The organism is Bradyrhizobium sp. CSS354, assembly GCF_029051725.1.
GTDB lineage: Bacteria > Pseudomonadota > Alphaproteobacteria > Rhizobiales > Xanthobacteraceae > Bradyrhizobium.
On sequence record NZ_JAACFU010000002.1, the window covers coordinates 548,047 to 560,990 of the forward strand.

At 60.6% G+C, this 12,944-nt stretch carries 11 protein-coding genes; 2 read left to right on the forward strand and 9 right to left on the reverse strand.

Annotated elements, in window-relative coordinates:
- The 9 genes from GWG67_RS06560 to GWG67_RS06600 form a co-directional block, all read right to left on the reverse strand.
- Positions 1 to 1,038, reverse strand: coding sequence for a MoxR family ATPase (locus GWG67_RS06560; protein ID WP_275168299.1), 1,038 nt, complete (start codon positions 1,036 to 1,038; stop codon positions 1 to 3).
- 66 nt (positions 1,039 to 1,104) lie between these two features.
- Complete coding sequence (locus tag GWG67_RS06565; RefSeq protein WP_275168300.1) at positions 1,105 to 2,676, reverse strand: arylsulfatase; 1,572 nt, start codon at positions 2,674 to 2,676, stop codon at positions 1,105 to 1,107.
- Between the two features lie 126 nt (positions 2,677 to 2,802).
- Positions 2,803 to 4,203 carry a DUF3300 domain-containing protein gene (locus tag GWG67_RS06570; RefSeq protein WP_275168301.1) on the reverse strand — a complete coding sequence of 467 codons (1,401 nt, stop codon included), beginning with the start codon at positions 4,201 to 4,203 and terminating at the stop codon, positions 2,803 to 2,805.
- A 37-nt stretch (positions 4,204 to 4,240) separates the two neighbouring features.
- Entirely contained in the window at positions 4,241 to 5,185 is a 945-nt protein-coding gene (locus GWG67_RS06575; RefSeq protein ID WP_275168411.1) for a formylglycine-generating enzyme family protein, read from the reverse strand.
- 106 nt (positions 5,186 to 5,291) lie between these two features.
- Complete coding sequence (locus GWG67_RS06580; protein WP_275168302.1) at positions 5,292 to 5,666, reverse strand: HdeA/HdeB family chaperone; 375 nt, start codon at positions 5,664 to 5,666, stop codon at positions 5,292 to 5,294.
- A gap of 15 nt (positions 5,667 to 5,681) precedes the next feature.
- A complete protein-coding gene (locus GWG67_RS06585; RefSeq protein ID WP_275168303.1) occupies positions 5,682 to 6,695 on the reverse strand; it encodes an HAD family phosphatase in 1,014 nt (337 codons plus the stop codon).
- A gap of 75 nt (positions 6,696 to 6,770) precedes the next feature.
- On the reverse strand, positions 6,771 to 8,480 hold the full coding sequence (locus GWG67_RS06590; RefSeq protein WP_275168304.1) for an arylsulfatase: 1,710 nt from the start codon (positions 8,478 to 8,480) through the stop codon (positions 6,771 to 6,773).
- Positions 8,480 to 9,454, reverse strand: a complete 975-nt coding sequence (locus GWG67_RS06595; RefSeq protein ID WP_275168305.1) for a formylglycine-generating enzyme family protein — start codon at positions 9,452 to 9,454, stop codon at positions 8,480 to 8,482. Before GWG67_RS06595 ends, GWG67_RS06590 begins: the two co-directional genes overlap by 1 nt.
- 560 nt (positions 9,455 to 10,014) lie before the next feature.
- The gene (locus GWG67_RS06600; RefSeq protein WP_275168306.1) at positions 10,015 to 10,254 is read right to left on the reverse strand and encodes a hypothetical protein; all 240 of its coding nucleotides are present in this window, start codon (positions 10,252 to 10,254) and stop codon (positions 10,015 to 10,017) included.
- 184 nt (positions 10,255 to 10,438) lie between these two features.
- Between GWG67_RS06600 and GWG67_RS06605 the strand changes: the two genes are divergently transcribed.
- Positions 10,439 to 12,322: a hypothetical protein gene (locus GWG67_RS06605; protein WP_275168307.1), complete on the forward strand. Its 1,884-nt coding sequence runs from the start codon at positions 10,439 to 10,441 to the stop codon at positions 12,320 to 12,322.
- Positions 12,323 to 12,496: 174 nt separating this feature from the next.
- The gene (locus GWG67_RS06610; RefSeq protein WP_275168308.1) at positions 12,497 to 12,919 is read left to right on the forward strand and encodes a hypothetical protein; all 423 of its coding nucleotides are present in this window, start codon (positions 12,497 to 12,499) and stop codon (positions 12,917 to 12,919) included.
- Positions 12,920 to 12,944 lie beyond the last annotated feature (25 nt).

Genomic DNA, 12,944 nt, shown 5'->3' on the forward strand with positions numbered 1-12,944 from the left:
TCAGGCTGACGCAACCAGTTCGATGATCTTGTCGATCACCTGGTCGGGCGTAATCCCCTGTGACACGGCCTCGTAGCTGAGGATCAGCCTATGCCGCAGGCAGTCGTGGATCACCGCGCGGATGTGGTCTGGCGTCACGAACTGGTATTCGTCGAGCCAGGCGCGGGCACGCGCGCACCGATCGAGCGCGAGGCTGCCACGCGGGCTGGCGCCGACTTGAATCCATTTGCCCAGCGGATCGCCATAGCGGCTGGGGAAGCGCGTCGCGAAGATCACGTCGACCATGTACTTCTGGGCAAGGTCGGAGACAAAAACGCCGTCGATCTCGCCGCGCGCGTCCAGGACGGCCTGCTGCGGTATGGGCGCGGGCTCCGCAGCGTGATCCTTCGGCTTCTGCGCGTTCTCGTTGCGATTGAGTTTGATGATCTCGCCTTCGACGGCTTCATCGGGATAGGTGATGACGACATGCATCAGGAAGCGGTCGAGCTGGGCTTCCGGCAGCGAATAGGTGCCCTCCTGTTCGATCGGATTCTCGGTCGCGAGCACCATGAACAGGTCGGGCATCTTGTAGGTCTTGCCGGCGACGGTGACCTGGCGCTCCTCCATCGCCTCCAGCAGCGCCGACTGCACCTTGGCCGGCGCGCGGTTGATCTCGTCGGCAAGCACCAGATTGGCGAATATCGGTCCCTTTTGGAACTCGAATTGGCCGCCCTTTTCGGTCTGGACATAGATTTCCGCACCGGTCACATCCGACGGCAGCAGGTCCGGCGTGAACTGGACGCGCGACAGATCGGCCGCAAGATGTTTCGCCAGTGTCTTGACCGCACGGGTCTTGGCAAGACCGGGAAGACTCTCGATCAGCAGATTGCCGTTGGCAAGCAGCCCGATCAGCATGCTTTCAACGAGATGGTCCTGGCCGAGCACAGACTTTCCAATCCGCGATTTCAGCTCGAGCACGGCATCGCGGGCGGCCGAAGCTCCCTTTGAACTTTCGGGCTCTGTCGCGGCACTCGATTTATTGATGCGAGGTTCCGGCATGGCTCTCATTGATTGAATGATGCCCGGCCGCCGCGATTGGCGACCAGGGCATTGTGCTTGCGACCCCTACTTCGTCCCTGCCTTGTCGAGCGTCTTCATCATCGCCTCGATCATCTGGTCGATGCTGAAGCTCGCGGAGCGCTGGCTCGGTGGATAGTCCTTGAAGGTCTGAAGGAACGGCGCCACCCGCCAGGTGCCGTACTGAAGAAGGTAGGCATTCTTGGCCAGCCAATCGTAGTACTGATCCGAGACAACATCGGCACGCTCGAAGGGGTCCATCCGCAGATTGAAGACCTTCGGCGCCCGCAAGCATGTGAACGGGTTGGCCCACACGATAAAGCCACCCGGCTGCCGCTGCTCGCAGTACACGAGCTTCCAGTCGTTGTAGCGATAGGCGACCATCTCGCCATCGTCATTGAAGTAGTAGAAATCGTTCCGAGCGGACTTGCCCTGGCCTGTCAACAACGGCAGTTGATTGTAGCCGTCGAGGTGCACCTTGAACGTCTTGCCGCCCAGATCGGTGCCCTTCAGCAACCGGTCCTTGATATCGGTGTCGCCAGCTGCCGCCAGCAGCGTCGGGAACCAGTCGAGACCGGAGATCATCTCGTTCGAGACTTCGCCAGCCTTGACGCGCCCGGGCCACCGGACCATTGCCGGCACCCGGAATGCACCCTCCCAATTCGTGTCCTTCTCGCTGCGGAACGGCGTCGTCGCTGCGTCCGGCCACGACCATTGATTGGGCCCGTTGTCGGTGGTGTAGACGACGATGGTGTTGTCGGCGATGCCGAGATCGTCGAGCACCTTGAGCAGCTTGCCGACATCGCCGTCGTGCTCGATCATGCCGTCGGCATATTCGTTGCCAGGCATGCCGCTCTGGCCCTGCATTGACGGACGAACGTGAGTAAACGCGTGCATGCGAGTCGTGTTCATCCAGGTGAAGAATGGTTTATTGGCCTTCGCCTGCCGCTGCATGAAGTCGATAGCCGCAGCCGTCGTCTCGTCGTCGATCGTCTCCATCCGCTTCCTGTTGAGCGGGCCGGTGTCCTCGATCTTGCCGTCGGCCGAGGCCTTGAGCACGCCACGCGGCGTATTGCTTTTGGTGAATGTCGTATCGTTCTTGGGGTAGTAGGGCCGTTCGGGCTCTTCCTCGGCATTAAGATGGTAGAGATTGCCGAAGAACTCGTCGAAGCCATGCTTGGTCGGCAAGAACTCGTCGCGGTCGCCGAGATGGTTTTTGCCGAACTGTCCGGTAGCGTAGCCGCGCGCCTTGATGGCCTGAGCGATCGTGACGTCACGATCTTGCAGGCCCACCGTGGCGCCGGGAATGCCGACCTTGCAAAGGCCGGTACGCAGGCAGACCTGGCCGGTGATGAATGTGGAGCGTCCAGCTGTGCAGCTGTTCTCCGCATAATAGTCGGTGAACAACATGCCTTCGTTGGCGATGCGGTCGATGTTCGGCGTCCTGTAACCGACCAATCCGCGCGTATAGACGCTGATGTTGGACTGACCGACATCGTCGCCGAAGATCACCAGGATGTTCGGCTTTGCGACGTTGGGCTGTTGCGCAGATGCGGGCGAGCAGACGAGAGGAGAGAGGCTCGTTGCAACGAGCGCTGCAGCGAAGATAGTTCGAAGCATCCCGCCGGACCGGGAATGGCGATTGGGACCTTCATTCATCCCGGAACCCCGACAATGGTCTTTCTTTTCGAACTTCATGAGCTTTTCCCTGCTTCTTCGAGTTGACTACGCCTGACTGTCAGAGTGCTACCGACGGCGACCGCCGCCTCCATGGAAGCCGCCACCATGGCCGCCGCCACCGCGCATCGCGCCACCGCCGCGTATGCCGCCGCCCGCATGAAATCGCGGCCCACCACCGCCGCCTGCATGAATCTGCGGTGCACCGCCGCCACGGTTGATGTGAGGGCGCGCACCGCCGCCAGGACGGCTGACGTGCCGCCCCGAGCCAGCGGCGTGCCTGCCCGCGCCGCTCCGCGCGCGTCCAGCCTGCTTATGGCCACCACCCCGCGAGACGTTCGCCGGGCGATTGCCTCCCGGCCGCGCGCCAGCGTTCTTGGGACCCCTGCCTGCGTTGGAAAAATTCCGCTGACCCGGATTTGAGCGACCCCTCAGAGCTTCCCGCGCGGCAGCCGTATTGCCGCCGCCGAAGCGGGCCGCGACGTTAGCATTGTGATAGGCCACGCCACCGCGATGCGCCGGATTATGGGTCCATCCGCCATTGACGATGCTGGTGCGATTGAACCGGTTGTAACGATTGACGTTGATGTTCACGTCGCGCCGCCACCAGTCGCAACGTCCCCAGATCGCGGCGCCCACCGCGACGCCGGCGGTAAAGCCGATCACCCCTGCTGCAACATAGCCAGGCGGATACCAGTAGAACGGCTGGTAGGCTGGATAATCCCATGCGCCGTAGACGACGCCGGGATCATAGACCGGAACGTAATAAGTGTCGGGGTCGACGGGTTCGATGGCGATGGCCTGCTGCATACCCGGCGGCGGCGCAACACCGGCCGGCGGCGCAGATTTCGTCACCTTCTGCTGTGGCGTGGACTTGAGATTGCCCGCGGCATCCGCTTGCGCGCGCAATTTCTGGACGGCATCCATGACGTCCTGCTGCTGCGCCAGAAATGCATCGCCAAGCTGCTGGGTCCATTCCAGCTTGTCGTTCATCATCTGCAAAGTCTGTGGAATTGCGGCGAGCGCCTTCACGCTCGGATCCCACGATTGCTTCTGCATGGCGTCCTCGAGCGCCTCGCCTTTGACGTTCGTATTCTCCTTCGACCAGCGTGCGGCTTCCACCACCTCCAGCGGGTAGGTCGAAGCCATGAAGATTTGCGAGAGCAAGGAATCGGGATAGAGCGCGATCGGCGCGACCAGTTGTTCGATCTGTCCCTGGGTCAGCGCGGCTGTCGGCGGCGGGGCCGCACTCGTTGCAGGCGCAGGGCTTGGGCTCGCGCCGGGAGCCGCGCCGCCGCCTTGGGGTTGAGGCGGGGTTTGGGTTTGAGGCGGACTCGCTGGAGCGGCTGGCGACGCCTCAGGTGCCGGCGCCTGCGCCAATGCGGGCACATCTTGAAGGCCCAGGACGAGGGTCATCATGCCTACGTAGACAAGCGAAGTGCGCAGCGCCTGCACGATCCGTTCAAACATCGTCTCGTCTCCTTCCGGCCAAGTCGGCGAATGGCCATCACAAATTGCGCGACTGACCCCCCTCGCGAGGTCCTGCGCGCACAATGCATCGGAAGCCCACATGGCTCGTCGACGTGTCGATCGGTTCTGCATGCCGCGCGGCCGGACGATAGCGACGGCAATAATTGGGAGCGCACAGATGCGAGCCGCCCTTCAAGACCTTTCGTGGAATCTGGATATGGGGCAGGCGGGGATCCATGCTCGCACTTTCGGGCCCGCCACGCGGATTTTGCGGAATGCAACACGCCTTGGCTGCATCGGCCTCATGCCTGGTCGACCACCAATCGGAGGTCCATTCCCAGACATTCCCGATCATATCGTAGACGCCGTAATTGTTCGGCGGAAATGTCATCACCGGCGAGGTGCGCTCAAAACCATCCTCGCAGAGGTTCTGAGCCGGGAAGCTCCCCTGCCAGGTGTTGGCCATATGCTTGCCGTTCGGCACGAATGCATCGCCCCATGCGTATTCCACGCCGTCCAGGCCACCGCGCGCGGCAAATTCCCATTCGGCCTCCGTCGGGAGGTCCTTGCCCGCCCATTGCGCGTAGGCCAGCGCATCGGCATAGGCCACGTGCACGACCGGATGATCATCGAGGTCCCTGATGTTGCTCTTCGGGCCATAAGGGTGGCGCCAGTTCGCATCTTTCATAAATGACCACCACTGACTCCAGTCGCGCAGGTCTGAGATCTTCGCTTGCGGCAAGAACACCAGCGAGCCCGCATAGAGCATTTCGGGACGTGCGCCGGGGTAGTCCTTCGGATCCGGGGTTACTTGCGCCGTCGTCACGTGACCTGTGGCGTTGACGAATTGCTTGAATTGTCGATTCGTCACCGGGGTACGATCGAGCCAGAACCCGTCCACCGCCACGCGATGAACGGGCGCCTCCTCGGGATAATGGTCGTTCGATCCCATGTGGAACGTCCCGCCAGGGACCCAAACCATGCCCTCGATTGAGCCCGCATGAGGATCGACTGCGAGTTTGGCAGACGACAACATTGGTACGGACTCCATGCCCCGGCGCGGTAATGATTTGGGCACCATTGCCGAGTTACTTCTCGTTCTTCAGGAGCGTGTCGATCGCTTCAACGATCTTGAGATCTGGATGGGCCCTGCAATAGAGGATGAGCTGATGCTCTCCGGACTTTGCCCGTGTGATGTGGGCAAAGTGCTTCTTAGCCAGACCGTTGTACCAGCCGCTATACCACGCGGCCAGCATATCGGCGTCTTCCTGATACGTTCCGGCGAGCTGCGCGCATGTCAGCGCCTGCACGTCGACAAAGCCTTTTGAATCAGCATAGGCCGAAAGCGGAGTTTGTGCCCGCGCACTTGACGCTGCAAGTGTCGCGACGGCGATGGCGACGAAGATTGTCTTCACGACGGATATCACCTCTTGCTGGAGATCTTGGCGTCTTCTGATCGTCATCGTTGGCTCTTTCATCTATTGGAAGCTGAACACACGTTTCCAATCATCTTTCATACTGACAACCGTCCAGCCGTTGGCGCCGGCCGCGTCGATGGCCTTGTCGAGCTTGCCGAAGGGCGACTTGCGGTCGTAGGCGTATTCGCGCTCAGCATCCGTGTGATGCACGAGCAGACCGAAGCGGCGGCCGCGCGCGCCGGTTGTCCATTGCAGCATCTGGAAGTCGCCATCGGAGTTGCCAAAGGCCGCAATGGGGCGACGGCCGATATGCGAATTGATGCCGACCGGCTTGCCGGGACCATCGTCGACGAGATCGATGGTCGGCAGACGCACCAGCACCGCCCCGTCCTTGTCGACCTTGAACTGAGTCTTGATGCTCGATCCCACGACCTGCTCGGGCAGGATGCCGTAGATGCGCTCGCTCCAGGGCCGCATGAATTCGATGCCGCCGCCTGAGACGATGAAGGTCTTGAAGCCGTTGGCCCTGAGATAGGCAAGCAGCTCGCGCATCGGCTGGTAGACCAGATCGGTATAAGGCTTGTCGTATTTCGGATGACGCGCGCTGCCAATCCACTCGCTGGCGATTTGTTCGAACTCGGCCGTGGTCATGCCGGCATGGGTCGCCATGACCAATTCGACCAAGCCCTTCTCACCTGCCTTGGCAAGCATCGCGATATCGTTGTCAAGCACTGCCTTGAACGGCTGTTTCTGCTTCCATTTCGGGTGCTTGGCGGACAAGGCCTTGACCCGGTCCAACGCGAACGCGAGCTGCACATACATCGGCTGCTCACACCAGAGCGTACCGTCATTGTCGAAGGTCGCGATACGCTCCGGCGCAGGCACGAAGTCCGGCGCTCCCTCCCTTGTCACCGCGGAGACGAAGTCCAGGATCGACGTCTTCGCTTGTCCTTCGTTCCAGGACGGAAGAGGATCACTCTGGGCCCGCGCAGACCGGCCCGAGACCGACAGCGTGGCCGCCGACACCAGCAGACCAGCCAGAATCGTACGACGATCAACGGAGCTTCCCTTCACAGCCACTTGTCCTCCGATACAGCCGTTCACGATGTCGGAACGGCCCGAGATTTCGGACCGCTCCGTCGAGCGAGTTCAGTTGCCGTTGGGCAGGCCTATGGCAAAGCCATCCTTTGCGAGCGCTTCCCTGAAGAACTGGAACCGCTCGTACTGTTGGATCGTGATCGGTCCCGCGTAGGTCTCGCTCTGGATCTTCCTCGGAGGATACTTCACGTAAGTCTTCATCAGATCCTTGATCGCGCCACTAATCGTAACCATGGACCATGTGCGCTCCGTGTAGTTGTTCATGAAGATGTCGTAGCGCTCCTGCGGGTCCTGCCAGAGGTCAAAGACCTGGGGAACAGTCGCCACATAGGACTCCGCGCCCTTCCAGCCGAGATTGCTGTCAACCGCGAGGCCGCCCGTCTTTGCGCCGTCGTCGCCGCGCAGATTGAACACCGCCTTGTAATTTCCGACGCGAGCAGCACCAGGCGTGAGCTCGGACTCGGTGAAATAAAACCAGCTCTTGCGCTCGGATTTTCCCGTTCCGAACAGGATCGGGGACATGTCGATACTGTCGAAGATGATGGGCTTACCCTCGCGATCGTTCTCCGGCAGGTTCACGCCGGCGAGCTTTGCGAACGTCGCCATGTAATCGAGGCCGCCGACGATGTCGGAGTTCTTCGTGCCGGCCTTGATGCCAGGTCCCCATGCGATGGAGGGGACGCGGTTGCCGCCCTCGCGGACTGTGCCCTTTGTGCCGCGGAACGGCGTATAGCCGGCATCCGGATAGACGTCCTGCCAGGCGCCGTTGTCGGTCGTCCAGAATACATAGGTGTTCTTGTCGAGGCCGAGCGACCGCACCTTGTCCAGGATGCGGCCAATACGCGTGTCGTTCTCCACGACCGAGTCGGCGAACTTGCTCTTCGACATCGATTTGCCCTGGAATTCGGGCGCCGGCATATTGGGCTGGTGCACCTTCATGAAATTGATGCTCATGAAGAAGGGGCCCGAGGATTTGTTGCGATCGAGATACTCGAGCGAGGCCTTCTCGACATAGTCGTCGAAGAAGGGGATGCCGACCACGCCCTTGTCCGGTGTGTTGACGTACTGGCCGTTGATCTTGAAGTCTTCCTTCGCCTTCTCGCCTGCGTTTCCGGACAACGCGCCCTTGGTGACCTTCGTGAACATCGCCCTGAGTTCTGGATCCATATCGGGAAACCACGTCGGGTCGGCGTAGGTGTAGGCGTTGAGATGATACAGCCCGCAATACTTCATCTCGTCATAGCCCTGAGCGTTCGGCATTGCGTAGTCGTCCTCGCCGAGATGCCATTTGCCGGTAAAGAAGGTCTTGTAGCCTCCGGTTTTCAGAACCGAGGCGAGCGTCCATTCCGCCGCGGGAAGACCACCTCCCTGGCCCTGGAATGCCACCGTGGTCATGCCGCTGCGATTTGGGATACGGCCGGTCTGCACTGCCGCTCGTCCGGGCGTGCAACTCGGCTGCGCGTAGAAGGACATGAACTGCAGTCCTTCGGCCGCCAGACGATCGATACTCGGCGTCGGCATGCCGCGATTTTCACCACCGCCGTACGGCCCGGAGTCACCGTAACCAAAGTCATCCGACAGGATCAGGATGATGTTTGGCTTCGCTCCACCGGCGGAGGACGACGGTTGCGGGGTGGTCGCCTGGGCTTGCGCTGTTTGGACGGGTGCCATGGCCGAGAATGCCGCAATCGTGGCAAGCGAGCTGGAGGCCGCGAGCAGTTTGCGGCGGCTGAGGTCTTCTGTCGTCTTCTTCTCAGTCATCACTTTCTCCCTGCACGTGTGACGCAGCGAAACCCGAGGTGGCTGGTAGACGTGTCGATCGGCTCGGCATGGCGCGCGGCCGGTCGATAACGCCGGCAATAGTTCGGCGCACAGAGATGCGAGCCGCCCTTGATCACCTTGCGTGGAATCCGGCTCAGCGGCAGCGACGGATCGTGGCTGTCATGTTCGGAGCCGCCCCGCGGGTTCTGCGGAATGCAGCAGGCCTTCGTTGCGTCGGCGCGATGCTTGGGGGCCCACCAGTCACTGGTCCACTCCCAGACATTGCCGATCATGTCGAAGACGCCATAGCTGTTCGGCGGATAGGCCGTCACGGGCGAGGTGCGCTCATACCCGTCCTCGCACCTGTTCTCGAAGGGAAAGTGGCCTTGCCACGTATTGGCCTGTTGCGTGCCACCCGGAGCGAATTCGTCACCCCAGGCGTACTCGGCTCCATCGAGTCCACTGCGCGCGGCGAATTCCCACTCCGCTTCCGTCGGCAAGTCCTTGCCGGCCCACCGGGCATAGGCGAGGGCGTCGGCATAAGCGACGTGGACGACAGGATGGTCATCGAGCGACTTGATGTTACTTTTCGGGCCGTAGGGATGGCGCCAGCTTGCGCCCTTGAGCAGGGTCCACCATTGACCGTAGTCGCGAAGGTCGACAGGATGATCCGGAGGCGTGAAGGTGAGCGAACCTGCGAAGATCATGTGCGGCAGGGCATCCGGATAGTCCTCTGGATTCGGAGCGCCCTCGGCAAACGTGACGTGGCCGGTGGCGCGCACGAACTCTTTGAATTGCCGGTTCGTCACCGGCGTCCGGTCGATCCAAAAGCCGTCGACGTTCACCCTGTGGGACGGAGCTTCCTCTGGATAGTGCCGATCCGATCCCATGCCAAACGTTCCGCCCGGAATGAAGACCGAGTTTGGCGGACTGCTGTCGTCAATATCAGCGATCGGTGCTTGCGCAATGTTCACGTCGGATACTCCATATCTGCAAGAGCGCTCCTCGCAATCCATTCGATGAAAGACTGGCCAGGAGCGGGAGAACCAGGCCCAACGATTCGCCTAATTGAGCCTTGGTCCATCGTGTTTTGGGCGCAATGGGCATCGCGCCTACCGTGCCGTGACTGCAGTGTCGAGGGTAGGCAGCTTCGCGATGCCGTTACACCTTGCCCAATCCGACGTCGTCCTCGCTGGATTTCCGCCTCGACGGGTGCCGCCCTTCGAGCGATACAGGTCGAGTGTCGGTCCCGCCGAAATAGAGCGGATCGATGTGATTCCTTCGCTGCGCTCAATGGTCGTCATGTTCGCTCAATGATCGTCATGTCCGACAGGGCTGAATTCCGCGCATGGTAGATGTCGTCGGTGACTTCGAAGATCGATCAGCCGCTGTCCCTGTGTCTGGGGCAGGCATGCAAGATCCCAGGCGCGACGAGACTTGATATGGAAAGCTTGACGAAAACCTTCACTGTCATACTCATCTCCAGTGGGACCAAATTCGTAGTGGTAAGTCCGCAAGCCGCAGGTATCGTGGGTCAGTTCAAATAGGCCAGGGCCTCCTGTTCCAGTTCGGCGACGATCTGTTCGTACTCCGCTGCCTTCCGGTTCCCGTCGGGGTCTCCGACGCGAGCTGCGTGTTGCCAATGCCGAAGCGCTCTCATCGCCTCCTCATGATCCGCGCAAACTGCTCTGAACTGAGCGTCACGCATAAAGCGGCGCCGAATTTCGAGTTCGCGCTGCGGGAAGCGGGCCACTATCGAGCGGACTTCTTCCATGGAACGAAAACCGTGCAAGCACCATGCATCGCCAAGCTCACTCGCTGTGCAAGCGGGGTCAAGGTACGAACATGTTCGCACCTATCACCGTATGAGTGCAGGCCGGCTGAACCACAGTACGCTAATGACGCCGTGCCTTAGTCGAGGCCAACTGCGCTTTGTTTGAGCGTGGTGGGACGGATCCTTGCTCCAAATCAAAACGGACCATGGGCGCGGCAAACGGCTCGCTTGTGAGTTGCATAAAGCGCTGATAGAAATTATCGTTCCGTCGAGCAATTATGGGCTCGCCAGTCTAATGCGTGATGTACCCTTGTCTCCTGAGCCGGGAAGCGGTTCTGCGGACTTCGTGGCCGGCGAGGACGCAGAGGTCCCGCCAACACAGATACGTGCCGAGTTGGAATGCATTCTCTCGAGCCAGCACTTCCAAGCCAGCGAGCGTCGTCGCGCATTCCTTCGCTTTATTGTTGAGGAGACGCTTGCCGGCCGTGGCGATAGCCTGAAGGGCTATACTGTTGCCTTGGCCGTATTCGGCCGCAAGGAGACGTTCGATCCTCAAGCTGATCCGGTCGTCCGTCTCGAGGCGCGCCGCTTGCGGCGAGACTTGGACAGCTACTATGTAGGCGCCGGACGAGACGATGCCGTGCGTATTGTCGTCCCCAAGGGATCGTATGTTCCTTATTTCGGGTGGTTCGCCCGCTCGCCCGTACCGCCGTTGATGTCTGCTGATACTGCGCAAGTGAACGGCGCGAAGCGCGTCCGCGATCCAAGGAGGTCCGACCTCTCTTGGAGAGTGCTGATCGCTGCCGCCTCGGCGGCCATTCTGTCCATTGGGCTCGCCGCGCTGTGGATTTGGATGCCACGATCGCCCCCGCTTGTATCCTCGCGCGAGCCTGCGGTCCTCCTCATGCCGTTTGAGGCACTGAGCCCTGGAGAAAGTGCGCGCCATTTCGCCGCGGGCATTGGTCAAGAATTGACCAGCAATCTGATTCAGTTTGAAGGCTTTCGGCTTTTCACCTCGCCGACAGGTGGCGGCCAGCCCCCGAGTTCAGCCGCCGCGCAATTCGGCAACGGCCTTGACGTTGTCTACGCCATCAGCGGAAGCGTGCAAACTAATGCCGACGAAGTGCGGGTGACGACAACTGTATCAAACGCGAGCAACAGGGAGATAGTTTGGGCGCGAACATACACCCGATCGGCCGATCCCCGATTGCTCATGGAGACTCAAAAGGAACTCGCGGGCGAAATTGCGGGTCTCATCGGCCAACCGTCGGGCGTGCTGCGGAACGACATTCGCAACAGCCCGTCCCCGCGCAGCATGGCAAGCTACAACTGCGTGTTGCGGGCTTATGAATATCAGCGCACTTTCTCGCATGCGCTTTTCGCTCCTGTCATGGAGTGTCTCAAGGAAACCGTTCGACGGGATCCCCGATACAGTGACGCATGGGCGATGCTCGGATGGCTGCATGTTCACGCGGGACGCCTGGGCTACACCGGGGCCGGCAATACTCAAAAGGAATACGCCGAAGCTCTGGAAGCAACGTCGCGCGCGGTCAAGCTCCAGCAAAATAGTCCCCTTGCGCTGAAAGCCCTTGCCGCGACTTATCATTTTTTGGGCCGCTATGAAGAAAGTGATCGCATTAGCCGACAAGCGATCCGACTCAATCCGAACGATCCCGATGCGCTCGGCCAGTTCGGTTGGCGGCTCTCGATCCGAGGAAACTTTGCCGAGGGCGTCCCACTGCTCAAGCGGGCGATAGAAGGCTCGTTGAGCCCTCCGCCCTGGTATTTTCATTTCATCGCTGTTGATCTGTATATCCAAGGCCAGTATGAGCAGATGCTGCATGTAGCCGAACAGGCGGCGTTGAGCGATACGGGGTTCAGCCAGTTATTGATCGCGATCGCGAATGCAGAACTGGATCGTCGCGACGACGCTGAGGTCGCACTTGCAAAGCTGTCGCGACATGAACCATTGGCGAGCGATCCCGCAGGTTTTCTTCGCCGCAATGGCGCGGCTGATCAAGTTGTTGACGCTCTCACGACTGGCCTGCGCAAGGCGCGGTCACATTGACCCGGGCAGAACTTTCAATCCGGTCAAACGCGGCCTGTTCGCTTTGGTTCGCGCCGGCAAAAGACCGCCTGTCGGCGGCCCTCTGTCAGCCGTGAAGGGACTGGGCACGGTTACGGGCGAATCCCGTTCTTACGCGCGCAATCGCGGTAGGCGGAATAGCCTGCGGAGTTTCGCATGGCCGTGGCTCCGCTTGTCATGCTGCCGGCAGCAGCCGAGGCAGCTTCGTTCGCCTGTCTGAAACATTCAGCACGGATTGCGTCGGTATCTTTCTTTGGCGCAGCATCGGCTGGACGGGCACTGCCAAGCGCCAGCACAAGCAGGCCTAAAGTGCTCAGTGTTCTTGCATTCAACATCATCCTCTCCCTTGATCGGTTTGTTTTCTGGACCCATCCCACCGGCCAAACCGGCAGATCAGCCGTCGCAGGTTTGCTCCAAGAAGGGAGATGTTCAAGGTACGAACATGTTCGCACGGTTGCGGCGAAGCCGATCCATCCGAAGCTCGCGCCGCAGCTGCTCATGTCGAAAGACCTACACTCAATCCGATGGACCGCTCAATTTTGCGGTTCGCTGGTGACGCTCCTTGACGTCGTCCATTGAGAACTTCCAGTTCTTTGAGGGTGCG